The sequence below is a fragment of the Kitasatospora sp. NPDC004272 genome, assembly GCF_053603035.1.
Genome location: NZ_JBSGET010000137.1, coordinates 1 through 24,067, shown reverse-complemented (window position 1 = coordinate 24,067; position 24,067 = coordinate 1). Strand labels below are relative to the sequence as shown.

The following is a 24,067-nucleotide window of genomic DNA, read 5'->3' as shown; positions in this document are numbered from 1 at the left end:
CCGATGATCGACTGCTGCACACCGCTGGACCGAGGGCGCTCTTGTCCGACCAGTGCGCTGTTCGGCGAGCCGAGCGAGCGCTCGAACGGTCGGCGCCATGACGTTGCTGCTCGGCCGGGTGCCGGAGCTGGGGCGGGCCGCGCCCAGCACCGCCCGGCGGCCGCCGTCCCGGCTGATCAGCGCCGTGACGCGGGAGGTGCGGATCGGCGGGTCGGGCTCGTACTCCAGCCCGCTGAGCGACTCGGTGGCCGACGCGCCCCCGCGCAGGCGCTCCGTCACCTGCGCGACCTGCTCGCCGTTGCCGAACACCAGCCACTCGTCGGTCGCGGTGGCGGCCGTGTAGTGCCGCAGCGGGTCGTGCTCCACCTCTGCCACCGGCCCCACCACCAGCTCCCCGCCCACCGGGCGCACGGCCCGGTCCTTGGACGCGGCGCTGCGGCCGGTCAGGAAGTAGCCGCCGAGGACGGCCCCGGAACGCGTCCGGGCGCACAGCACGCCCCGGCCGGGATAGGGGTTGGACGACAGCAGGTCGGTCAGGTCGCTCACCGTTGTGAGTCTCTCTTTCGATTCGGAACGGGCACCGTTGACGGCCCGTCAGGAAGGGTTCTTCCACCCGGGCGCGCGGAGCGCGTTCAGTGTAGGCAGTGCCCCCGGCGGCCGGGCCGGGGCGTCCGTCCGGCCCGGCCTCGATCGGAATCCGGGCCTCCGGATATCCTGCCGCGATGGACCGACCGCCGCGAAGCAGCGAAGCCCGGCCGGAGCGCTGGTACCGGCAGGTGGGCCGGCGCGGCTGGACGGCGTTCGCCGCCGCCTGGGGCGGCTACGTGCTGGACGGCTTCGACTTCGTCCTGATCACCCTCGTCCTCACCGAGGTCGGGGCCGAGTTCGGACTCGACGCCGTGCGGGCCGCCTCGCTGGTCTCGGCTGCGTTCGTCAGCCGCTGGCTCGGCGGCATGCTGCTCGGCGCGCTGGGCGACCGGCACGGGCGGCGGGCCGCGATGACCGCCAGCATCCTGCTGTTCTCCCTCGGCACCCTGGCCTGCGGCCTCGCCCAGGGCTACGGCACGCTGTACGCCGCCCGGCTGGTGGTCGGGCTCGGGATGGCGGGGGAGTACAGCGCCAGCGCCACCTACGTGATGGAGAGCTGGCCGGAGCGGGTGCGCGGCCGGGCCAGCGGCTTCCTGATCTCCGGCTACTCGATCGGCACCGTCCTCGCCGCCCAGGTCTACAGCCAGGTGGTGCCCGCGCTCGGCTGGCGCTGGATGTTCTACCTCGGCGTGCTGCCCGCCCTGTTCGCGCTCTGGATGCGCCGCGCCCTGCCCGAGGCCGACGACTGGGAGGAGGCGATCGCCGAGACCGCGACCCGCCCCAACCCGTTCCGCCCGCTGTTCACCCGCCCCGACGGCACCCCCTCGCCGCGCCGGGCCGCCCTCCACCTCGCCCTCGCGGCCGGCGCCTTCGCCGCCCTGCTGACCCTGTTCACCGGCCGGGCCCCGACCGCCGCCACCGCCTGGACGCTCGCCCTGCTCGCCGCCGCCGCCCTCGGCACCCTGGCCGTCCGGCTCGGCAGCCCCGACCACCGGGTGCTCTACCTCGCGCTGACCGCCACCGTGTTCGCCGGGTTCCTGTACACCTGGCCGATCCAGGCGCTGCTGCCCACCTACCTCAAGACCGAACTGCACTACAGCGCCGACCAGGTCCGGGACGTGCTGTTCTGGGCCGGGTTCGGCACCGCCGCCGGCTGCGTGCTGGCCGGGTTCACCGGCGACCGCCTCGGCCCGGCCAAGGCGTACGCGCTCACCCTCGCCGCCTCGCTCGCCTTCGTCTTCCCGGTCTTCGCCGTCCAGGACGACCTGCTGCTGCTCGGCGTCCTGCTGTTCCTGCTCCAGGCCACCAGCTTCGGCATCTCCGGCCTGCTGCCCCGCTACCTCGGCGGCCACCTGCCGGTCGAACGCCGCGCCTCCGGACTCGGCTTCGTCTACAACGTCGGCGCGCTCGGCGGCGCCGTCGCCCCGCTGCTCGGCGCCCGCCTCGCCGAGGGCCGCCCGCTCGGCCAGTCGCTGGCCGTGCTGACCTTCGGCCTCAGCCTGGTCGTCATCCTGCTGATCGGCCTGGACGTCCCCGGCCGCCTGCACCGGCTCGCCGACCGCCGCCCGTCCTGACCGCCGCCCGTCCCGACCACCGTCCCGGCCCCTTTCCGCCCGCTTCCCGCCTGCTGGTCAGACATCGGATGTCCGCGGACCGGACTGGTACGCTGGCAGCCCCCCGTGGCCCGACGCCACGCGGTGGAACACCCGGCGGAACGCGCCGGGAGGCGGAGAAGTGGGGACAGCACCGGTGGCCGAGACCATCCGCACCAAGGGCGCCGCGTCGCCGCGTCCGCTGCGCCGGCACGAGGTGGCCGAGCGGATCAAGCGCTACATCATCGACAACCGGCTGCGCCCCGGCGACCTGCTGCCCAGCGAGGGCGAACTGTGCGAGGCGCTCGGCGCCAGCCGCTCCAGCGTCCGCGAGGCCGTCAAGACCCTCGACGCGCTCGACATCGTCGAGGTCCGGCACGGCCACGGCACCTACGTCGGCCGGCTCAGCATGTCCGCCCTGGTCGAGGGCCTCACCTTCCGCGGACTGCTCAGCCCCGACGACGACTTCAAGGTGCTGGAGGAACTCGTCGACGTCCGCGAGGTGCTGGAACGCGGCATGGCCCAGCGGATCCTGGACACCCTGCACGCCGACCACCTCACCGCCCTCGAAGAACTCGTCGACGAGATGGAGGCCGGACTGGCCGCCGGCCAGGAGGTCATCGCGATCGACCGCCGCTTCCACGCCCTGCTGGTCGAACCGCTCAAGAACGAGATCATCAGCCAGTTCTCCTCCGCCTGCTGGGACGTCTACGGCATCGTCGCCCCCCACCTGCACGTCATCACCAAGCAGGACGAACTCGACACCGTCAACGCCCACCGCGCCGTGGTCGCCGCCGTCCGCGCCGGCGACCCCACCGCCTTCGACCGCGCCGTCGAGGCCCACTACCGCCCGGCCCGCCGCCGGATCGCCGCCGCCCGCGAACGCAACGCCAAGGCCGCCGCGCAGAACGGAAGCTGACGGAACGTCAGGAAGTGCTCACCCAGGCGGTGGTGAAGGCGGTGTACACGATGCCGCCGGTGCCGCCGATCTCGTACAGGTCGGCCACCGTGCCGTCGTTCAGCACCGCCGCGCTGGAGTAGCCGCTCGGGCCGGCCTTGAGCAGGGCGCGGTGCGGCCAGCTGGCGCCGTCGTCCTGGCTGATCCGGACGGTGAGGTCCTGGCGGGTGGCGTTGTCGGAGGTGGCGGTGTTGGACAGGACGGCGGTGGAGCTGAGCAGCGGGCGGCCGGCCCCGTCGGTGTCGGTGGGGCGCAGGTAGGAGATCTCGTCGCCGTTGCAACCCGGGTCCAGCAGGCCGGAGTTCCACGCGGTGCCGAACGTCCCGGCGACGTCGGTGCCGCCGGTGGTGGTCGCGTACCAGCGGTTGCCGCCCGCGTTGGAGCGCATGTTCTGGACGACCTTGCCGGTGCCGCGCTGGATCGCCTTGGACTCGTTCACGCCGGTGGCCGCCGAGCCGCCCGCGTGCCAACTCGCGCCGTGGTCGTCGGAGTAGAGGTTCGCCGCGTGGTCGCCCGCCGCGTCGTGGTAGACCATCGGCTGCACCAGCCGGCCCGAGGCGAGCTGCACGCCGTGCCCGGAGGAGGCGAACATGCCGGCCCAACCCGCGTCCCTCACCGACGGGTTGAGGTCGACGGGGGTGCTCCAGGTGGCGCCGTCGTCGTCCGAGGTGACGTACCTGACGTGGGTGTTGGTGGTGGAGGCGGCCGAGGTGTCCCCGGCGGTGGAGCCGTAGTAGCCGACCCCGACCCCGGGCGCGTAGGTGAAGAAGCAGAACACCCGGCCGGTGGTCCGGTCGACCAGCAGGCTGGAGTCCCCGTAGCCCTCCTTGGTGGTGGCCGGGTGCGCGATGATCCGCGGCGCGGAGAAGGTCACCCCGCCGTCGGTCGAACGGACCATCACCACCTGGATGTTGTTCGTCCCGCCGCCGAGGTCGGCCCCGCCGTCGATCCGGGCGTCGGCGGTGGCGATCACCGTGCCGGACGCGGTCTGGGCCAGCGCCGGGATCCGCACCGACTTCGCGGTGGTGGTCGTGGTGGTGTACGAGACCCCGTCGGCGGCAAGGGTGTTGACGCCGCTGATCGGGGTGCCGGTGGTCAGCACGGTCTGCGCGTTCATCCCCGGGGTGCCCGGCGCCAGGCCGCAGCTGGCGGTGCCGGACTCGGTGTCGGTCCAACTGCTCCCGGCCGCCGACAGGTTGAAGGCGTACGGGGTGCCGTTCGGCAGGGTCCAGTACAGCGAGGAGTCACCGGACATCGCCGGGACGGTCACCGTCCAGGGCGAGTGGGCCCGGCCGGGCCAGGCCACGGTGAAGGTCTGCGCGGCGGAGGTCCGGTTGTCCAGCGTCACCCGCAGGCGGTGGCTCGCGGGCAGCGAGCCGTCGGCGTTCCGCGGGCACTCCAGGCTGACGTTCGCGGCCAGCGCGTTCGTGCAGTCCAGGGTGCCGCTGACGGTGCTGTCGTAGCCCTGCGGGGTGGTGGTGCGGAAGGTGTAGGCCGTGCCGGACGGCTTGGTGAAGTAGAAGTGCGAGGAGTCGAAGGCCGCGACGGTCGCCGTCCAGCTGCCGTTGCCCGGCCAGGTCAGGGTGAACGTGGTCGGGGCGGCGGTGTTGTTCACCACCGTCTGCTGGATCCGGCCGCCGGAGGCGCAGTCCTGGCTGACCACGGCCGACTGGCCGGCCGGGACGGCGGCGGACGCGCCGCCGACGCCCAGCGGGAGCGCGGCGAGAGTGAGGGCGCCGACCGAGAGGAGGGCGCGGGCGTGCGGAGGGGACAGGGCCACGGAGGTGCTCGCAATCGTCCGAGGGGGATGCCGCGTCGGCCGGCTGTGGTGCGTGGGGGTGCCGGCGGACGGGCGGGGAGCCGAGACATCGGAGCGAGGACATCTGATGTCTGGTCAGTGACCCTAGGGAGCGCGCGGGGTGACGGTCAAGGGGTCTGACGTAAGACATCTGATGTCTGGGGTGGGAGGCCCCGGCCGACGTGGGAAAGCGGGCATAGCCGTCCGCGCCCGTCGGCGGAGCGCCGTGCGCGGCGCGGTCGTGCTGCCGGAACGCCCCGGCACCACCCGGAACGACCGGACTTCCGGGGGCAGGGGCGGGGGCGGGGGCGGGGGCGGTTCGGGTGTAGTCGTTGAACCCGGCTCCGCCCGCCGTGCTGGGACGTACGCGGTGGAGCGGGAGCGGGAGGGCGCGGCTATCCGTGGCGGTGCGCGGCGCCGACCTCGGCGGCGAACCAGCGGGTCAGGGTGGTCGGATGGGTGATCGCGGTGCCCACCACGACCGCGAAGGCGCCGGCCTCCAGGGCGGCGCGGGCCTGGGCGGGGGAGTGGATCCGGCCCTCGGCGACCACGGGCAGGGGCAGGGCGGCGGAGAGCCGGACCACCAGGTCGAGGTCCGGGCCGGGCTGGCGGGGGGAGTCGTCGGTGTAGCCGGACAGCGTGGTGCCCACCAGGTCGGCGCCCAACTCGGTGGCGCGCAGGCCCTCCTCGAAGGTGGCGACGTCGGCCATCACCAGCGCGCCCGCCTCGCAAGCGGCCGCGAACGACTCGGCGAGCGGCCGCCCGTCCGGCCGGGGCCGGGAGGTCGCGTCCAGGGCCACGACCTGCGCCCCCGTCGCCGCGACCTGCCGGACGTGCTCGGCGGTCGGCGTGATCACCACCCCCGAGGCGCCGTCCTTCCACAGCCCGATCAGCGGAACGTCCGTCGCCGCGCGGATCGCCCGCAGGTCCGCCAGCCCCTGGGCCCGGATGCCGGCCGCCCCGCCCTCCAGCGCGGCGAGCGCCATCCGCCGCATCGCGTCCGGGTCGCGCAGCGGCTCACCGGGGTACGCCTGGCAGGAGACGATCAGACGACCACGCAACCTTTCGACGGGGGAGGGGAGTTGATTTTCAGGCATGGGAAGTCTCCAGTGAGAGGGGAATGGCGGGGTGCGAAATCAGGGACTCGGGAAGAACGCACGAGAGAGCACCTCCAGGGGCTCGGGGAACGGCGAGTCCGTGCTGCTGGCGGCCGGAGCCCGTCGGAGGTTCGTGCTGCTGCGTGTCTGTGACGGAACCGATAGCCGATGCGCGCTCCGGCAGTGAACCGTCAGCAGACCCGGGCTCGCCGTTCCCCGAGCCCCTGGTTTCGCCTCCCGCCGTTCGTAGCCGAGCCCCTGGCGGGGCTAGAGCGCCGTGGCCAGGCGGGCCGCGCCGACGATCGCGGCGGTGGGGCCCAGGGCGCAGGGGGTGAGCGGGAGTTCGGCGAGCGGGGGGAGGAGTTCGGCGGTGAAGGCGGCGCGCAGCGGGTCCCACCAGGCAGGGCCGCAGTGGGCGACGCCGCCGCCGATCAGGACCAGGTCGGGGTCGAGGACGTTGGCGAGGCCGCCGATCGCCCGGCCGAGGGCGCGGGCGCCGGTGGCCAGCACGTCGGCGGCGAGCGGGTCGCCCTGTCCGGCCAGGGCGGCGACGGCCCGCAGGTCGGGGACGTCCGGGGAGCCGCCCGCGCGGCGGTACGCGGCGTGCAGGGCGGGTCCGGCGGCGACCGCCTCGACGTGGCCGGTGCCGCCGCAGGTGCAGGGCAGGCCGGTGGCGTCGGGGACGGCGAGGTGGCCGAGGTGCCCGGCGACCTGCCGGGCACCGTGGTGGACCCGGCCGTCGATCAGCAGGGAGCCGCCGACGCCCGTCCCGACCGCGACCAGCAGCACGCAGCGGGCGCCCCGGGCGGCCCCCGTCCACGCCTCGCCGAGCGCGTGCGCGTGCACGTCGTTGTCGACGGCGACCGGGAGGCCGAGCAACTCGCTGAGCCCGCTGCGGAGTTCGGTTCCCGCCCAGCCCGGCATCGCGTCGGTCGCGGAGAGCACGCACCCGCGCACCGGGTCGATCACCCCGGCGCTGCCGACCCCGACCGCGACCGGCGCGCCGCCGAGGGCCCGCACCGCCCCGGCGACCGCCGCCAGCACGGCGCCCGGCCCCTCGGCGGCGGGCGTGGGCACGGTGACGACCGGTCCGACCGCACCGTCCGGCCCGACCAGCGCGGCGGAGGTCTTCGTCCCGCCGATGTCCACCCCGGCGACGACCGGGCCGGACCGGTCAGCGGTGCTGGCGGCGGAGACCGGCCGGGCCCGGGTGGGCGACGCGACGGGCGTGCACTGCAGCGGTGTCGCGCCGCCGACACCTACCACGCCGCCGGAACGGCCCGGGCCTACGACGCCTGTGGCACCCGCAGTGCCTGTGGCACCCGCAGTGCCTGTGGCACCCGCAGTGCCTGTGGCACCCGCAGTGCTGCCCGGGTCTGTCGGTCGGCCGGAGGCTTCCCGTCCCGGCGCCCCACCGCCGGAGGCTTCCGGCTCTGGTCGTGCCCCGCCGCCGGAACGGCCCGGGCCCGCGTCGCCCGCGTCGCCCGCGTCGCCCGGGGCACTCGCGGCGTCCGCCGCGCTGCCCGGTCCTGCCGCGCCGGCGGGGGCGGGTTCCGTGTCGGAGGTCATCGCAGCCCGGCCCGGTCGAGGAGGGTGGCGACGGCGGCGGTCTGCGCGGCGTCGTAGGGGGCCATGGGGGGGCTCATCGTGTTGGTGGTGATGATGCCGCGCAGCATCAGCGCGGTCTTGAAGGCGCCCAGGCCGGCGGCGGTGCCGGAGGTGTCCTTCGCGACGGTGACGATCTCGAACAGCCGGGCCAGCCGGTTCTGTTCGGCGGCGGCGGCGGCCCAGTCGCCGGCGGCGGCGTGGTCGGCGAGGCGGCGGTAGCCGTGCGGGTCGACGTTGCCGAGGCCGGGGACGACGCCGTCCGCGCCGCCGAGCAGGGCGCCGTCGACCACCACCTCGTGGCCGGTGAGGACCGCGAAGTAGGGCAACTCCCGTGCGCCCAGGCACAGGTAGCGGAAGGCGACGTCGTCGCCGGAGGAGTCCTTGACGCCGGCCAGCACGCCGTCCGCGGCCAGTCGCAGCAGCATCGCGGTGTCCAGCTTGTTGTGCACGCAGACCGGGATGTCGTAGGCGAACAGCGGGAGTTCGGCCGCGGCGGCGATCTCGCGGAAGTGCCGTTCGATCTCCACGGGGTGGGTGCGGGTGTAGAACGGCGCGGTGGCGACCACCGCGTCCGCGCCCGACCCGCGGGAGATCAGGGCCCGTTCGATCACCCGGCTGGTGGTGGTCTCGATGCAGCCGGCGATCACCGGCACCTGGCCGGCGTTCGCGCCGACCACCACGTCCAGGACGCGGGTGCGCTGGGCCTCGGTGAGGTAGGCGGTCTCGCTGGAGCTGCCGAGCGCGAACAGGCCGTCCACGCCGCCCTCCAGCAGGAAGGCGACCAGGCGCTCCAGCGAGGCGGTGTCGATCTCGCCGTCGGCGGTGAGCGGGGTGACGACGGGCGGGACGACGCCGGAGAAGGCGGGGCGGCGGGCGGTCATGAGGTGCTCCTCGGAAGAACGGTCTCGGGGTGGACGCAGTGCCAGCGCCGGGCGTCGTCGCCGTCGGGGGCGGGGAACGCGGTGGCGCAGGCGTCGTCGGCCTTCCAGCAGCGGGTGCGGAACGGGCAGCCGGAGGGCGGGTTGGTGGCGGAGGGGACGGGCCCGTGCAGGACGATCCGCTCGGTGTCCTCCAGCAGGCTGGGGGTGGCGGAGAGCAGGGCCCGGGTGTACGGGTGGGCGGGCGCGGCGGCGACCTGTTCGGCGCGGCCCTCCTCGACCACCCGGCCGAGGTAGAGCACGGTCAGCCGGTCGGCGAGGTACCGCACGGTCTGGATGTCGTGCGAGATGAACACCATGCCCAGGCCGAGGCGTTCGCGCAGGTCGACCAGCAGGTTGAGGACCTGGGCGCGGACGGACACGTCCAGCGCGCTGGTCGGCTCGTCGGCGACCACGATCTCCGGCTCCAGGGCCAGCGCCCGGGCGATGGCGACGCGTTGGCGCTGGCCGCCGGAGAGCTGGCCGGGCAGGTTGCGCACCACGTGGCCGGGCAGGCCGACCAGGTCGAGCAACTCCTCGACGCGGGACTCGCGTTCGGCGGGGGTGCCGCGCCGGTGGACGTCCAACGGGTCGCGCAGGATCCGGCCGATCGGCAGCCGCGGGTTGAGCGCGGTGGAGGCGTCCTGGAACACCATGCCGACGCTGGAGCCGAACTCGCGGCGGCGCCGACTGCCGGGTAGTGCCCACAGGTCCTCGCCGCGGAAGGAGACGATGCCCTCGGTGGGGCGCTGGAGTCCGGTCAACACCCGTGCCAGGGTGGACTTTCCGCAGCCGGACTCGCCGACCAGGCCGAGGATCTCGCCCTTGCCGACGGTGAGGTTCGCGTCGGTCAGGGCGTGCACCGCGTCCCGCTTGAACAGGCCGCCGCTGCGGGCCCGGTGGCGGACGTGCACACCGTCCAAGCCGAGTACCGGAGTTGTCATCGCAGGCTCCCTTCGAGGCGGTCGGCCGCCGGGTGGTGGCAGGCGAAGGCGTGTCCGGCGGAGCGGTCGGCGGCCTGCGGCGGGGTGGTGCGGCACAGCTCGGTGGCGGCGGCGCAGCGGGTGGCGAACCGGCAGCCGGAGTTGAAGCGCTGCGGGGCGGGTACCACGCCGCGGATCTGGTGCAGCCGCTCGGATCCGGCCTCCAGGGAGACCACCGAGCCGAGCAGGCCGCGGGTGTAGTGGTGCGCCGGGTCGGTCAACAGGGCGTCGGTGCGGCCGAGTTCGGCGAGCTGTCCGGCGTACATGACGGCCACCCGGTGGGCCAGGTCGCCGACCAGGGCGAGGTCGTGGGAGACCAGCACCATGGCGAAGCCGAGCTCCTCGCGCAGCCGGACCAGCAGTTCGACGACCTGGGCCTGCACGGTGACGTCGAGCGCGGTGGTCGGCTCGTCGGCGATCAGCAGCTTCGGGTCGCGGGAGAGCGCCATGGCGATCAGGACGCGCTGGCGCTGGCCGCCGGAGAGCTCGTGCGGGTAGGAGCGCAGGGTGCGTTCGGGGGAGAGGCCGACCAGTTCGAGCAGTTCGGCGGGGGTCTTGGTGCCGCCGCGCGAGGTGAGTTGGCGCAGCTGCCTGCCGACCAGCACGGACGGGTTGAGCGAGGAGAGCGCGTCCTGGTAGACCATGGCGATCTCGGGGCCGGCCAGCGCGCGGCGCTCCTTGGCGTCCACGGCGAGCAGGTCCCGGCCGCGGTACTCGATCCGGCCGGAGACCTCGGCGCCCCGGGCCAGCAGGCCCATCACGGCCAGCGAGGTGATCGACTTGCCGCAGCCGGACTCGCCGACCAGGCCCAGGGTCTCGCCCTGCCGGACGGTGAAGGACAGGCCGTCGACCACGGCGACCTCGCCGTACCGGTCGGGGAAGCGGATCGACAGGTCGCGCACCGCGAGCAGTTCGGGCGCGTCCGCCGGGACGGGCGCCACCGGACCGGGCCGGGCGGCGATCCGCTCGGCGAGCACCTCCAGCGCGGCCGGGACCCGGGCGTCCTCGGGCTCGACGGCCACCGCGGCGGGCTCCGGACCGCCCTGCGCGGGAACGGACTCGGCGGGCGAGGCGGTGGCGTCGGTGAGGCCCTCGGCGAGCACGTTCAGCGCCAGCACGGTGACCAGGATCGCCAGGCCGGGGAAGAGCGTGGCCCACCAGCCGCCGGCCAGCAGGATCTGCTGCCCGTACGCCAGCACGTTGCCCCAGCTCGGGTTGGGCTGCTGCACGCCGGCGCCCAGGAAGGACAGGCTGGCCTCGAAGATGATCGCCTCGGCGACCAGCACGGTGGCGAACACCGCGACCGGCGCCGCGCAGTTGACGGCGACGTGCCGCAGCACGATCCAGCCGCGCCGGGCGCCGATCACCTGCTCGGCGGCCACGTAGTCCTCGCCGTACTGGGACTGGACGTTGGCGCGCACCACCCGGGTCAGCATCGGCACGTAGACGAAGGCGATGGTGCACACCAGGATCGGCACGCTGGTGCCGAAGATGGTCACCAGCACGGCGGCCAGCGCGATCGGCGGGAAGGCCATCACCACGTCGAGGGTGCGCATCACGCCCTCGTCGCCCGCCTTGCGGGAGGTGGCGGCGAACGCACCCAGCACGCTGCCCAGCAGCAGCGCCACCAGGGTCGCGCCGAGGCCGATCACCAGCGAGTAGCGGGCGCCGCCGACCACCCGGGCGAACACGTCGCGCCCGGCCCGGTCGGTGCCGAACCAGTGGGCGCCGCTGGGGGGTTGCACCGGCATGCCGGTGGTCAGCGGGTCCTGGGTGAACAGCGGGCCGAGGGCGGCCGCGAGCAGCACCAGCAGCAGCACGCCGAGGGCGATCCGGGCGGCGGGCGACAGCCGGCGGAAGGCGATGCCGGGCCGGGCCAGCGAGCGCAGGAGTCCGATACGCATGATCACACCGTCCTGACACGGGGGTTGACGAGCAGGACGAGCAGGTCCACGAGGACGTTCACGGCCAGGAAGACCACCGCGATGGTCAGCACCGTGCCCTGCACCAGGGCCACGTCGCCGCCGGTGACGCCCTCCAGGATCAGCTTGCCCATGCCGGGGAGGTCGAAGATGGTCTCGATCACCACGGCGCCGGACAGCAGGTAGCCGACCCGCAGGCCCAGCACCGTCAGCGGGGTCACCAGCGCGTTGCGCAGCACGCCGCGGATCACCACGGCCCGCGGCAGGCCGTTGCCGGTCGCGGTGCGCACGTAGTCGCGGTCGAGTTCGGCGACCATCGAGGTGCGCACCAGCCGGGCCAGCCCGGCGGCCACCGGGATCGCCAGCGAGACGGCGGGCAGGATCATCGTCTTGAGCCAACCGCTCAGCGAGTCGGCCGGGTTGACGTAGCCGCCGGTCGGCAGGATCGAGCGGTTCAGGGCGAGTTCCTGGATCAGCACGATGCCGAGCCAGAACGACGGGACGGCGACGCCGGAGATCGACAGCACCCGGGTCAGCTGGTCGGGCCAGCGGTCGCGGTACAGCGCGCCGGTGATGCCGAGGGCGAGCGCCAGCACGATCGCGATCGCCAGGCCCAGCAGGGTCAGTTGCAGGGTCAGCGGGAACGCGGTGGCGATCCGGTCCGAGACGGGCGTGCTGGGTGGCACGGTCACCCCGAGGTCGCCGTGCAGCAGGTCGCCGAGGAAGCGGACGTAGCGCACCGGCAGCGGGTCGTCGAGGCCGTTGGCGGCGGCGAACGCCTGCCGGGCCTGCTCCGAGGCGCCGTCGCCGAGGGCGTTGTACGCCGGGTCGGCGGGCGAGAACTGGAGCACCACGAAGACCAGCAGGGTCACGCCGAGGACCATCACCGGCAGCATCGCGAGCCGCCGCAGCGCGAGCCGGAGGAATACGAGCATGAAGGAGTCCTAGGGAGGAGGGGAAGCGCCGGGGCCCGGCCCGGTGCGGCGGTCCGGGCCCCGGCGCCCGTCGAGCGGGCGCGGCCGCCTGCGCGGCGCGGTGCCTGCGCGGCGGAAACGCCTGCGCGGCGCAGTGCCTGCGCAGCGGAAGCGCCTACGCGGCGGAGACGCCGAGGAAGGAGAGGCCGGTGGTGGGCAGCGGCTTGAAGCCGGTCAGCTTCTTGTCGTCCCACGCGGTGGGCAGCTTGCGGTGCACCACCGGGTACAGCACGGCCTGTTCGGCGACCAGGTCGATCACCTGGTTCCACAGCGCCGAGCGGGCCGCCGGGTCGGCCGTCCGCGCGGCCTGGTCGAGCAGGCCGCGGACCTGCTGGTCCTCCGGCGAGCCGTCCCAGCGGAACCGCTTGGTGGTCCACACGCCCGCGCCGTAGAACCAGCGCAGCAGCAGGTCGACGTCGTTGCCGAACACCGAGGGGTCGCCCGGCGCGGCCATCACGCCGAAGTCGCCCGCGTCCACCTTCTTGTACTGGCCGGAGGAGTCGCCGATGTCCAGCGTGGTCCTCACGCCGACCGCGTCCCAGCTCTCCTTGATCAGCGGCGCGATGTCGTTCACCCAGCCGGTGTTGGTGGTCAGCAGGGTCACCGACAGCCCGCCGGCCCCGGCCTCCGCCAGCAGCGCTTTCGCCTTCTCCGGGTCGTGCCCGTAGACGGTGGCCGCCCGGTGGTAGTCCGGGTGGCTGGGCTGCAGGTAGCTGGTGGAGGCGGTGCCGTTGCCGTACATCGCGGTGGCGACGATCTTGTCCACGTCCAGCGCGTAGTGCAGCGCCTGCCGCACCCGCTTGTCGTCGAACGGCTTGCGGGTGAAGTTGAACATCAGGAACAGGTTGCCGAAGCTCTCCACCGACTCGGTGACGGCCTTGCCCTTCAGTCCGGCCACGTCGACGTACGGCACGTCCTCGATCGCCCGGACCCGGCCCGACACCAGCGAGGAGACCCGCGCGGTCGGGTCCGAGGTCAGCCGCCACACCATGGACGCGGCCTTGGCCGGGCGCGGGCCGTTGTAGGCGTCGTGCCGCTGGAAGGCGATCTTGTCCTGCCGGGTCGCCTCGACCACCTTGTACGGGCCCGAGCCGGTCGGCTTGGCGTCGAACGCCTTCTGGTCCGCCTCGACGACCTTCTTCGGGACGACCTTGACCACCGAGACCCGGGCCGCGAACAGCGGGAACGCGTACTTCAGCTTGAACTCCACGGTGTTCTGGTCCACTGCCGTGACGGTGTCCAGGAACGGGAGGAACTGCACGATCAGCGAGGAGTTCGCCGGGTCGAGGATCCGGGTGAAGGAGAACACCACGTCCTCGGCGGTGACCGGCGAACCGTCGTGGAAGGTCGCCCCGGAGCGCAGCTGCGCCCGCCAGGTGGTGTCGTCCACCTGCTGCGGCATCGCGGTGGCCAGCGCCGGGTACGGCTCGCGGGTGGCCGGGTCGAGGTCGACCAGGCCCTCGAAGACGTGCAGGTTGGCGGCGACCGGGGTGGCGCCCGAGGAGGTCATCGGGTCGAAGCCGGTGGACAGGGCGTACGAGATGCCGGCCTCGATGGTGCCGTCGCTGCCGCCCTTGGCGTCGCCGCCGGAGGTGGAGCCCGCGGCGGTGGAGGACGGGCCGCCGCAGGCGGCGACCGAACCGGCGATCGCGGTGGCGGTGGTGAGGGCGCCGACCAGGCGCAGGAAGCCGCGGCGGTCGACTTCCTTGGACGTCCGTTCCAGCACGGGAACTCCTTGTGGGGGAGGGCGGAGTGAGGGGGTGTCAGCCCGGGCCCGGACAGGCGGGCCGCGAGGGGGTGCCGGGTCGGAATCCCCGGCGGGACGAGCAGGTACGAGCAGGTTCGAGCAAGAGAGCGGCAGCTCATCTGTCATCAGACATCTGATGTCTGAGCTGTTAGGGTGTGAACGTAGCCGCCGCCACAGGGGAGGGTCAAGGGATGACGACCGCCGCAGGTTCACGATTCGGCAACGGCCCTGAGGGTCGGGCCAGCCCGCCGACCTGGGCATTCCGCTCCGGCCCCGGCCCGGCCAAGCCGCCGGTGGTCGACCAGATCAAGGGGTACATCCTGCAGAGCCGGCTCAAGCCGGGCGACGCGCTGCCCAGCGAGAACGAGCTCTGCGAGATCTTCGGCGCCGGCCGCTCCAGCGTCCGCGAGGCCGTCAAGGTGCTGGACGCGCTGGACATCGTCCAGGTCCGGCACGGCCACGGCACCTTCGTCGGCCGGCTCAGCCTCTCCGCCCTGGTGGAGAGCCTCAGCTTCCGCGGCCTGCTCAGCCCCGACGACGACTTCCGGGTGCTCTCCGACCTGGTCGACGTCCGCGAACTGTTCGAGCGCGCCATGGCGGCCCGGATCATCGACGCCCTGCTCCCCGTCCACCTGGAGCAACTCGCCGAGCTGGTCGGCGAGATGGAGATGCGCCTGCAGTTCGGGCAGGACATCGTGGCGGCCGACCGCAGCTTCCACGCGCTGCTGCTGCAACCGCTGGCCAACGAGCTGGTCGCCCAACTCTCCTCGGCCTGCTGGGAGGTGCACGCGGTGGTCGCCCCGCACCTGAACATCGTCACCGCGCAGGACGAGGCCGACACCGTCGAGGCGCACCGCGCCATGGTCGAGGCGCTGCGGATCGGCGACCCCCGCCGGTTCACCGAGGCCGTCCGGCGGCACTACGTCCCGGTCCGCCGCCGGATCGCCGCCGCCCGCGCGGAGGCGCTCGCCCGTACGGAGGCCGGCGCGAGTCGGGGTTGAGCCCCTCGCCGGTCGACAGACATCTGATGTCTGACCTACGATCCGGGTGCTTCCAGCTCCCCCAGCCCCGGAGACAGCCGTGCCGCTGACCGACCTCACCCTCGACGAGTGCCTCGCCTACCGCCCCCAACTCCCCGAACCCGCCGACCTGGACGCCTTCTGGCGGCGCACCCTCGCCGAAGCCGGACCGGCCGTCGAACGCCCCGACCTCACCCCCGTCCCCAACGGCCTCACCCTGGTCGACACCTACGACCTCACCGTCCCCGGCTTCGGCGGCCACCCCGTCCACGGCCGGCTGCACCTCCCCGCCGGGGCGAGCGGCCCGCTCGGCTGCGTGGTCGAGTACCTCGGCTACGGCCGCGGCGCCGGACTCCCGCACGAGAACCTCACCTACGCCTGCGCGGGCTACGCCCACCTGGTGATGGACACCCGCGGCCAGGGCTGGTCCGCCGCCCCCGGCCGCACCGACGACCCGGCCGCCCAACCCGCGGGCGCCGTCCCCGGGTTCCTCACCCGCGGCCTCGACCACCCCGACGACTACTACTACCGCCGGGTCTACACCGACGCGGTCCGCTTCCTGGCCGCCGCCCGCGCCCTCCCGCAGGTCGACCCGGCCCGGATCGCCGTCACCGGCATCAGCCAGGGCGGCGGCATCTCCCTCGCGGTGGCCGCACTGGACACCCTCGCGGCGGACGGCCCGCTGGCCGGCGTGCTGCCCGACGTCCCGTTCCTCTGCGACTTCCCGCGCGGCGTCCGCACCGCCCCCCAGCCGCCGTTCACCGAGATCGCCGAGTACCTGCGCCTGCACCGCGACCGCATCACCCGCACCTTCGCCACCCTCGCCTACTTCGACGCCGCCCTGCTCGCCGCCCGGATCCAGGCCCCCGCCCTGTTCTCCATCGCCCTGATGGACCCGATCTGCCCGCCCTCCGGCTGCTTCGCCGCCTACCACGCCCACCCCGGCGAGAAGGCGCTGCGCGTCTACGAGTTCAACGGCCACGAGGGCGGCGGCGAGGTCCACCTGGCGGCGAAGCTCGCCTGGCTGCGCGAGCGGATCGGCTGACCGGGAGCCCGGTCCGGCGACCGGGGGGGAAACCGTTCGCCCCCGCGCGGCCGACGGGCTACGTTGGGTCACCATGACGACCGGGACGGCCTCGTGCCACACACGGAACGGTGACCCGACGCTCCGCTGAGCGCCGCGCGGGCCCCTCCACCGTCGCGTCCGACCGACAGGAACACCAGACAGGTCAGACCGACGACAGGAGACACCCATGCCCATCGAAACCCTGCACGTCCCCACCCCGGACGGCCCGGCCGACGCGATCGCCGCCTTCCCCGCGGGCGGCGGGCGGCACCCCGGCGTGCTGATGTACCCGGACGGGTTCGGCCTCCGGCCCGCGCTGCGCGAGCTGGCCGGCGAACTGGCCGACCACGGCTACAGCGTGCTGGTGCCGAACGTCTTCCACCGGCACGGCCCGACCCCGCTGTTCGACCTGCCCGAGCGCATCGACCAGGACGCCCGGCCCGCGCTCTTCGCCCGGCTGATGCCGATGATCGAGGCGCACACCACCGCGCTCGTCCGACGTGACGCCGAGCCCTACCTGGACTTCCTCGCCGCCCGGCCGCAGACCGCCCCGGGCCCGGTCGGGGTGACCGGGTACTGCATCGGGGGCCTGTACGCGGTGCACACCGCCGCCGCCCGCCCCGACCGGGTGGCCGCCCTCGCCGCGTTCCACGCCCCGGTGGGCGCGGCCGGTCCGGAGGAGTTCCGGCGGATCACCGCCCGGGCCCACTTCGGCCACGCCGCGAGCGACCTGACGCCCGAGCAGTTCGACGCGCTCGGCCGGGAGCTCGACGCCGCCGGGGTCGACCACGAGTCCGAGATCTACCCGGGCACCGTCCACGGCTTCACCATGCCCGACACCGACGCCTTCGCCCCCGCCGCCCTCCGGCACCACTGGGACCGCCTGCTCCCGCTGCTCGGTACGGCCCTCACCGGCTGAGCCCGCCGGGGCCGCCGCTCGACTCCCCGGGGCCGGCCGGCCGCTGCGGGAGCACGATGACGGCGCGGCCCGTGCCCAGGTCGACGGTCGAGCGGGGCGGCGCGGCGTCGCCCTCCTCGTCGCGGCGCATCGCCTCGGCGGAGCGTTCCTCCAGTTCGGCGGCCTTGCCGGTGTTCACCGAGCCGGTGAACACCTCCAGGGCGACGCCGGACACCGAGGGCGCGCCGCCGACCCGGTCCGGCCGTCGCCGGAACCGGGCCGGGACCAGTTGCGAACCGGCCAGCCGCCGGAGCACCGTCGCGCCGAGCGCGCACAGCACCACCGCCAGTGCCAGGCCGGGCAGGGTGAGAGCGAACGCCATGGCCATCGATCCGTTACCCCAGTTGCACGACGCTCCCTGCGCCGTGTTCCGATCGGCGAACGACCCGTGGCCGAACGGTGGTTCCCCGAACGGTACTTCCCGGACGGCGCCGGAGCCGGAGTCGTCAACCGGCCCCGGCCCCGGCGCCGGGCGCGGGCCGGCGCTGCCAGCGGGCGCGGTGGAAGATCGGGTCGGCGGCGACCACGCACAGCGCGTGCATCGGGCCGTCGGCGTGCTCCGGCACGAAGAAGCCGACCCAGTCGTTCTGGTAGCTCTCGCCCTTGCGGTGCAGCTCGCGGTCGGTGGCGACGGCCTCCCCGGCCGCGGTCAGCGAGTCGCCCATCCAGAACAGGACTTCGGGGCGGGCCAGGACGAAGGAGGTGTCGGCGTGCTCGGCGTACCGGGCCGGGTGGCGCTCGGACAGGCGGTGGACGGCGTCGGTGCGCTCGGCGGGGCGCGGGGCCGGGGCGGTGACCGTCAGCGGTGCGGCGCCGCGGTGCGCCCCGCGGCGCAGCGCGGGCCAGTCGGACGGGCGCAGGCCGGTGTCCTCGCGGGCCACCAGCAGGGGGGTGGTCCGGGCGTTCATCGGGGCGGGCCCCGGCGGGGCCGGAACGTGCAGCGCGCTGTGCGGGCTGGTCGCGGCGAGCCGGAACAGCGCGCCCAGGCGCAGCAGGTCGGCGCGGCTCCCGTACAGGAAGGCGACGCGGAGGTCGGGCGGGTGGAAGAAGGTGCTGCGGAGCATCGGCCCGGTGTCCAGCACCCGGGCGAGGTGCGCCCCCGCCGCGGCGGTCACCGGCCGGCCGGTCACCCGCAGCCGCATCCGCCCGTTCCCGCTCCCGTTGACCATCCGCCGAGTACAGCACGCCGTCCGCCGGGTGGCCACCGCGTTTCCGGGGGACGCGACGGAGCCCGGGCCGCCTCCCCACGAGACATGGGCGACCCGGGCTCCGCCGTGGTGCCGCCGCCCCCGACCGGCCCCGGACGAATCCCGGGCGGGGGCGACGGGTCGGTCAGCGCGTCAGCCGGTCTTCACGCTGCACGCGGTGCCGTTCAGGGTGAACGCGGTCGGGGCGGTGTTCGCGCTGCTCCAGCTGGCGTTGAAGCCGAAGGAGGTGGAACTCCCGGGCGCGATCGCCTTGTTGTAGCCCGCGTCGGTGACGGTGACCTGCGCGCCGCTCTGGGTGACGGTGCCGTTCCACAGCGAGGTGACGGTCTGTCCGCTCGGGAAGGCCCACTTGACCGTCCAGCCGTTGACCGCCGTGGTGCCCTTGTTGGCCACCGTCACGTTGGCGCCGAAGCCGCCGCCCCACTGGCTGGACACCGCGTAGGTGACCTCGCAGGAGGAGGTGCCGGACGGCGAGGAGGACGGGGACGAGGACGGCGAGGAGGAGGGGGACGAGGACGGCGACGAGGACGGGGAGGTCGAGGCCGACGGGGACGGCGAGGCGGAGGACGAGGTGCTCGCGCTCGGGGAGGGCGAGACGCCGCCCGCGCTGTCGCCGTACATGATGCCGCGGCCGTTGGTGCCGACGTAGACCCGGCCGTAGATCCGCGGGTCACCGGTGATCGCGCCGCCGGTCCAACCCCACTGGTGGGCGTCGTCGTTGATCCGGACCCAGCTGGCGCCCGCGTCGTCGGAGCGGTACAGGCCGCGCACGCCGCCGATCTTCGCCGAGGTGTACATCGCCGGGTAGGTCTTGCCGGGGGCGGCCTTGCCGAAGCCGATGTTGTCGGCCTGGTCGACGCCCGCTTGCTTGGTGAAGGTCGCGCCGCCGTTGGTGGAGTGCCACAGGCCGTAGCTGGTGGTGGCGGTGCCGCCGGCCAGCCAGACGTCGCCCTTGGTGCCGGGGACGGCCTTGAAGCGGACCGACTCGGTGGGCAGGCCGCTCGCCTTGGCGGTGAAGGTGGCGCCCGCGTCGGTGGAGACGTAGAAGGTGCCGCCGGACCAGCCGTAGAAGGTCTTCGGGTCGACCCGGTCGGCCTGCACGCCCGCGCCCGCCGGGAGGCCGGTGACGGCCGTCCAGGAGCTGCCCGTCCCGGTGGTGCGGTACACGCCGGTGCCCTTCGGGCTCCACACGGTGGCCGAGCCGTCGGCCGCGATCGCGACCTGCCCGCCGCCGGTGACGCCGGTCGGCTCGGCGGAGGCCGCGAACCAGTTGGCGCCGCCGTCCATCGAGAAGCCGATGTGCTTCTCGGTGGAGCCGGAGGCGGTCTCACCGACCCGGACCATGGTGGCCGGCGAGGACTCCGCGAAGTCCATCGAGGTGCCGGAGGTCAGGTTCGGCTGGGAGAAGATCTTCGCCGGGACCTTGGTCAGGTCGTCGTGCTTGAACCCGCCGAGGTCGCCCAGCGAGCTGAGCAGCGGCGCGCCGGTGGGGGGCGAGATCAGGTCGTTGACCGCGGTCTCCTCCAGGCCCTTGACCACCGGGGCGATGCCGACCTTGGTGCCCTTGTCGAAGTTGGTCAGGTTCGAGGAGCCGTACAGCGTCGCACCGGTGCCGTACATCATCCGGTCCGAGTCGAACGGGTCGATCTCCAGCGACTCGGTCATCCAGCCGAGCTTCGGCGACTCCTCCGGCGCGGAGACGTTCGCGTTGAAGGTCAGCCACGGCACCGAGGAGATGTCGATCGAGTACTGGTCGGCCCGGGTCGGGTACCCGTTGTACGACCAGAACGGCTTCCAGGTGGCGCCCGAGTCGGTGGAGCGCCAGATCTGGGTGTCCGGCCACCACGAGCTGTAGCCCGTCACCATCAGCACGTTGGGGTGCTGGCGGTCGACGGTCAGGCCCGAGTAGCCGAAGAAGTTGTTGCTGCTGTCCGAGGACGGCACCGGGCTGACGTTCGTCCAGGTGCCGGTGCCCGTCGCGTACTTCCACACGTCGCCGTGCGCGCCGTCGTACGGGCCGCCGGTGTCCGAGTACGAGACGAACAGGTTGCCGCCGGACGCGTCGAGGACCGCCTTGTGCGGGACGAAGCCGGTGGGCTGGCTGCCGATCCGGGTCCAGCTGGTGCCGCCGTCGTCCGAGCGGTAGATGCTGTTCTGCTTGTCCGCGACGCCGACGTACATGGTCTTGGTGACGCCGTTGACGGTGCCGCTGCCCTGGTCGAACACCTCCCACAGCACGCCCAGCGGGTCGTTCTGGTAGCCCGAGGTGTCGGTCGGGTCCGGCGCGTAGGTGCCGGTCACCGGGAAGGCCGTCACCTGCGACCAGGTCACGCCGTAGTCGGCGCTGCGCCACAGGCCCTTGCCGCTCGGGGCGCCGAACCACAGCACCGCGCTGTTGTTCGGGTCGATGGTCAGGCGCTCGCCCATGCCGCGGCCCGGCATGTTGCCGCCGACCTTGAACGGCAGGGTGGTGCGCTGCCAGGTCTTGCCCTGGTCGGTGGAGCGCAGGATCGCGCCGTTCGCCGGGTCCCAGCTGTTGGTGTAGGTGCCCGCCGCGATGTACACCCGGTTCGGGTTCTTGGCGTCGGTGGCGAGGCTGGCCACGCCGGTCAGGCCCCAGTCGTCCCAGCCCAGCGAGTCCAGCAGCGGGATCCACTGCTTGGTGGCCGGGTCCTGCCGGTACGCGCCGCCGATGTCGGTGCGGGCGTACACCAGGCCCTGCTGCCCCTGGTTGAAGACGATGCCCGGGATGAACCCGCCACCGCCGATCTGCACGTTGTTCCAGGTGTACGGCTGGCTCGCGGCGGTCGTCGACTCGGCCGCGCTGGCCGACAGTTGGGGCAGCGCCGCGGTCGCCACGCAGGCGGCGAGGGCGGCCGCGGCGGCCACCGTCGCCAGCACCGGCCGGCGTCCGCGCACCGGGGGCCGCGAGGCGGCCCGGCGCTCCAGGGGGACAGGGGTCATGGGGGACTCTCCTCGGTCACGGGTGGGGGGACCAGAAAAGCGGCCCGGTCCACCCGCCCGACAACGACCCCGTTTCGAGAGCGTGTAAAATCGCAGGTCAGTGACGCGCCCGCGGTGAAAGTTACATCGCCCGCACCCCCCGAAACCCTTCCTCCAAGGGTGGTTGACGCCCCGTCGAAACCTTTCGGGGCCCCGCGTTCGACAGATATTCGACAGCTCTTTCGCCTGCGTGCGACCTGCGCGGCGGCCCGCCCCGACACCCCGCCGGGGCGTATTCGACAGTCGTTCGACAGCCTTGTACCAGTGCCCGCCGCCCGGTGCGAGCCGGCCCGGACGGCGGGCGCCGCCGGACGGTCAGCCGCGCGCCCGGCCGGTGAACAGCCGGGCCAGCGGCGGGAGCAGGGCGGGCAGCAGCACCACGTTGGCGCGGTGCAGCGGCAGGTGGAACAGCGGCTTCGGCTCCCCGGTCCGGTACAGCGTCACCATGCCGTTCTCCACCCGCACCGGGGCCAGTTCGTGCCACGCCAGCAGTTCGTTGCGCCCCTTCCAGCCGGTGTTGACCCGGGCGGCCATCCCGTCCCGGTCCACCCGCAGCTCGCCGATCATGGACGTTCCCCCGGCGGCGATCAGCTCGAACTGCTCCTCCACCAGCCGCGGTTCGACGTACCGCTGCACCAGCTCGACCAGCGCCGTCCACTCCGGCGGCGTCTCGACGGCCTTCCGGTAGGACGTGAACGACAGGTCGGCCAGGCCGCGGCCGGCCGGGCCGACCCCGAAGCCGTGCGTCGTCGTGTACGAGTTCATCCAGAACAGCCGGTGGGTGACGGTCCGGGAGACCGAGTAGGAGACCCACTCGATGTCGTCGAGCGCGATCGACTCCCGGCCGCGGTTGATCCGGGAGGTGTCGGCGTACAGGCGGTGCCGCTCGGAGTCCACGACGACGCGGGGGGCCGGCGGCGCCGACTTCGCGGGAGCGGGAGCGGCCTGCTGCGGCTGCACGGGCGCCGGCTCCGGCTGCGCGGGCTGCGGCTGCGCGGGCTGCGGCTGCGCGGGCGCGGGCGTGCCGGGGGCGGCCGCCAGGTGCCGGGTCAGCCAGGCGGGGACGGTGGGGCGCGGGTAGGCGAGCAGGTCCTCGCGGTAGTACGGGGCGGGCAGCAGCTGGTCGGCGGGCAGCGGCTCGTCCCCGTAGTCGTAGTCGGTCAGCACCCCGGCGCCGCCCGGGCGGACGTCGGCGACCAGGACCAGCCGGTACCAGGGCCCGGCGGGCAGCCGGGCGGCCAGGTGGCGCTGGCGGCGGACCAGCACGGCCAGGCTCTCCGGGACGCGCACCGCCTCCTCCCGTCCGCCGTACCGGAAGCGGACCTGCGCGACGTCGGCGCCGACGGCGCAGGAGAAGACCGCGGTGAAGCCGTCCCAGCCGGGCGACCCGAGCAGGGAGACCTGCTGCACGATCGGGTCGACCAGTCCGGCGGCCCGGGCGGCGAGGGCCTCCGGGCCGTCCACCACGGTGAACGAGGCCGCGGCGGGCGCGTCGTCGGCCCGCGCGGCCCGCTCGAAGGCGGCGGCGAACTCGGCCATGTGCGCCTCCTCGGCGGGCCGGCGGCGGATGAACGCCTCCTCGGCCCGGAAGCGTTCGCGCAGCACCTGCGGCGGCAGCGAGGTGCTCGCCTCCCGGACCCGCCCCTGGTCGCCGACCAGGAACACCGGGGCGCCCACCGTCAGCGAGTCCAGGAAGGCCGCCGGGTCGCTGTCGTCCACCTCCGCCGGCACGTACACGTACCAGCCGCCCGCGAAGCGCTCCGCCGCCAGCTCGTCCACCTCCGGCCCGGTGCCGCCCGCGGCGGCCCGCTCGGCCGCCAGCCGCAGCGCGTCGGCCCGGCCCAACTGCCCGCGCGGGCCCGGCGCCGGGGGGCCGGCCAGCGGGTGGTCCGGGTCGTCCCGGCCCGGCCCGGGGTAGTGGTGCAGCAGCTCGAACCAGAGCACCATCTCGTACGCGGCCTCCTCGGGGGCCCCGTCGCACAGGACGTGCCAGTCCCCCTCGCCGTCGCGCCCGAACGCCGTCCAGCCCCGCTCGTGCCGCACCAGCACGTACCCGGCCCGGTGCGCGTCGCCGAACGCCCCGGTCCGGGCCAGGTCGGGCGGGACGGTGTCGGTGCGGCGGCCGAGCTCCGTGCCCCGGACGTCGATCGCGGTCACCTCGTAGTGGGCCATCGGCGGCCCTCCCCTCCGGGCTGCCCGCCCGCGCCGGTGCGGACGGATGCATGGGCCAACGACCCTAGCCCGGTCGCCCCGCTGCCCGGACGGTCTCCACGGAACCTCCAACTCGCCCGCCGCACAAGCGGATCGCTCGCCTCCGCACCGCACCCGCCACCGGGGCGACGGAGCCGGGTGCGGTGCGGGCGGGCGGGCTCAGGAGCGCCGGTTCCTCCGGACGATCAGCCACAGCACCACGCCGACCACCAGGACCACCAGCAGCGCCACCACCAGGAAGCCGATCAGGCCGCCCTTCTTCTTCTTTTTCTTGCTCTTGCTCTTCGCCAGCGGGGTGACGCTCTGCGTCCGCTCCCCGGCCGCCGCCCGGGTCTGCGGGCCGGCCGCCGGGGCTGCCGGCCGCCCTACCGCCTCGACCGGGTCGAACTGCGCCACTCCCACCGGGCCCGCCTGCACG

Annotated in this window: 18 protein-coding genes and 1 pseudogene; 5 read left to right on the top strand and 14 right to left on the bottom strand. The window is 74.2% G+C overall.

From position 1 onward, the window contains the following. Window positions 1-546 (bottom strand): IMP cyclohydrolase (locus ACWEO5_RS31170; RefSeq protein WP_452165524.1); only part of this gene is annotated, 546 nt, incomplete at its 3' end. Window positions 547-722: 176 nt separating this feature from the next. Here ACWEO5_RS31170 and ACWEO5_RS31165 point away from each other — a divergent pair. Both ACWEO5_RS31165 and ACWEO5_RS31160 read left to right on the top strand, forming a co-directional pair. Beyond that, the gene (locus ACWEO5_RS31165) at window positions 723-2,162 is read left to right on the top strand and encodes a sialate:H+ symport family MFS transporter (RefSeq protein WP_452165523.1); all 1,440 of its coding nucleotides are present in this window, start codon (window positions 723-725) and stop codon (window positions 2,160-2,162) included. 175 nt (window positions 2,163-2,337) lie between these two features. Continuing rightward, entirely contained in the window at window positions 2,338-3,099 is a 762-nt protein-coding gene (locus ACWEO5_RS31160; RefSeq protein ID WP_344550169.1) for a FadR/GntR family transcriptional regulator, read from the top strand. A gap of 7 nt (window positions 3,100-3,106) precedes the next feature. On the opposite strand, the gene ACWEO5_RS31155 is transcribed toward ACWEO5_RS31160, so the two are convergent. The 8 genes from ACWEO5_RS31155 to ACWEO5_RS31120 all read right to left on the bottom strand — a co-directional run bounded on the left by ACWEO5_RS31155 (window position 3,107) and on the right by ACWEO5_RS31120 (window position 14,163). Continuing rightward, complete coding sequence (locus tag ACWEO5_RS31155) at window positions 3,107-4,918, bottom strand: sialidase family protein (protein ID WP_452165522.1); 1,812 nt, start codon at window positions 4,916-4,918, stop codon at window positions 3,107-3,109. Between the two features lie 413 nt (window positions 4,919-5,331). Next, complete coding sequence (locus ACWEO5_RS31150; RefSeq protein WP_452165521.1) at window positions 5,332-6,033, bottom strand: N-acetylmannosamine-6-phosphate 2-epimerase; 702 nt, start codon at window positions 6,031-6,033, stop codon at window positions 5,332-5,334. 267 nt (window positions 6,034-6,300) lie between these two features. Beyond that, the gene (locus tag ACWEO5_RS31145) at window positions 6,301-7,182 is read right to left on the bottom strand and encodes an ROK family protein (protein WP_452165525.1); all 882 of its coding nucleotides are present in this window, start codon (window positions 7,180-7,182) and stop codon (window positions 6,301-6,303) included. 416 nt (window positions 7,183-7,598) lie between these two features. Then, on the bottom strand, window positions 7,599-8,522 hold the full coding sequence (locus ACWEO5_RS31140; RefSeq protein ID WP_452165520.1) for a dihydrodipicolinate synthase family protein: 924 nt from the start codon (window positions 8,520-8,522) through the stop codon (window positions 7,599-7,601). Further along, on the bottom strand, window positions 8,519-9,502 hold the full coding sequence (locus tag ACWEO5_RS31135) for an oligopeptide/dipeptide ABC transporter ATP-binding protein (protein ID WP_452165519.1): 984 nt from the start codon (window positions 9,500-9,502) through the stop codon (window positions 8,519-8,521). The genes ACWEO5_RS31140 and ACWEO5_RS31135 overlap by 4 nt, the downstream gene beginning before the upstream one ends. Next, window positions 9,499-11,445, bottom strand: a complete 1,947-nt coding sequence (locus tag ACWEO5_RS31130) for an oligopeptide/dipeptide ABC transporter ATP-binding protein (protein WP_452165518.1) — start codon at window positions 11,443-11,445, stop codon at window positions 9,499-9,501. The genes ACWEO5_RS31135 and ACWEO5_RS31130 overlap by 4 nt, the downstream gene beginning before the upstream one ends. A gap of 2 nt (window positions 11,446-11,447) precedes the next feature. Further along, the gene (locus ACWEO5_RS31125) at window positions 11,448-12,398 is read right to left on the bottom strand and encodes an ABC transporter permease (protein ID WP_452165517.1); all 951 of its coding nucleotides are present in this window, start codon (window positions 12,396-12,398) and stop codon (window positions 11,448-11,450) included. Between the two features lie 154 nt (window positions 12,399-12,552). After that, a complete protein-coding gene (locus ACWEO5_RS31120; RefSeq protein WP_452165516.1) occupies window positions 12,553-14,163 on the bottom strand; it encodes an ABC transporter substrate-binding protein in 1,611 nt (536 codons plus the stop codon). A gap of 212 nt (window positions 14,164-14,375) precedes the next feature. Between ACWEO5_RS31120 and ACWEO5_RS31115 the strand changes: the two genes are divergently transcribed. From ACWEO5_RS31115 to ACWEO5_RS31105, 3 genes are all read left to right on the top strand, one after another. After that, window positions 14,376-15,185 carry a FadR/GntR family transcriptional regulator gene (locus tag ACWEO5_RS31115; protein ID WP_452165515.1) on the top strand — a complete coding sequence of 270 codons (810 nt, stop codon included), beginning with the start codon at window positions 14,376-14,378 and terminating at the stop codon, window positions 15,183-15,185. Window positions 15,186-15,264: 79 nt separating this feature from the next. Next, complete coding sequence (locus tag ACWEO5_RS31110; protein WP_452165514.1) at window positions 15,265-16,248, top strand: acetylxylan esterase; 984 nt, start codon at window positions 15,265-15,267, stop codon at window positions 16,246-16,248. 208 nt (window positions 16,249-16,456) lie between these two features. Beyond that, window positions 16,457-17,188 (top strand): dienelactone hydrolase family protein, encoded by a 732-nt coding sequence (locus ACWEO5_RS31105; RefSeq protein WP_452165513.1) that lies wholly within the window; start codon window positions 16,457-16,459, stop codon window positions 17,186-17,188. Here the strand turns inward: ACWEO5_RS31105 and ACWEO5_RS31100 are convergent. The 5 genes and pseudogenes from ACWEO5_RS31100 to ACWEO5_RS31080 form a co-directional block, all read right to left on the bottom strand. Next, window positions 17,178-17,549: a DUF6191 domain-containing protein gene (locus ACWEO5_RS31100; RefSeq protein ID WP_452165512.1), complete on the bottom strand. Its 372-nt coding sequence runs from the start codon at window positions 17,547-17,549 to the stop codon at window positions 17,178-17,180. The two genes, ACWEO5_RS31105 and ACWEO5_RS31100, sit on opposite strands and share 11 nt — an antisense overlap. Window positions 17,550-17,673: 124 nt before the next feature. Beyond that, complete coding sequence (locus tag ACWEO5_RS31095) at window positions 17,674-18,396, bottom strand: hypothetical protein (protein WP_452165511.1); 723 nt, start codon at window positions 18,394-18,396, stop codon at window positions 17,674-17,676. Window positions 18,397-18,567: 171 nt separating this feature from the next. Further along, window positions 18,568-21,399 carry a cellulose binding domain-containing protein gene (locus ACWEO5_RS31090; RefSeq protein ID WP_452165510.1) on the bottom strand — a complete coding sequence of 944 codons (2,832 nt, stop codon included), beginning with the start codon at window positions 21,397-21,399 and terminating at the stop codon, window positions 18,568-18,570. 354 nt (window positions 21,400-21,753) lie between these two features. Further along, window positions 21,754-23,610: a hypothetical protein gene (locus ACWEO5_RS31085; protein WP_452165509.1), complete on the bottom strand. Its 1,857-nt coding sequence runs from the start codon at window positions 23,608-23,610 to the stop codon at window positions 21,754-21,756. Window positions 23,611-23,808: 198 nt separating this feature from the next. Further along, window positions 23,809-24,067, bottom strand: a pseudogene (locus tag ACWEO5_RS31080) (hypothetical protein); the annotation flags it as partial.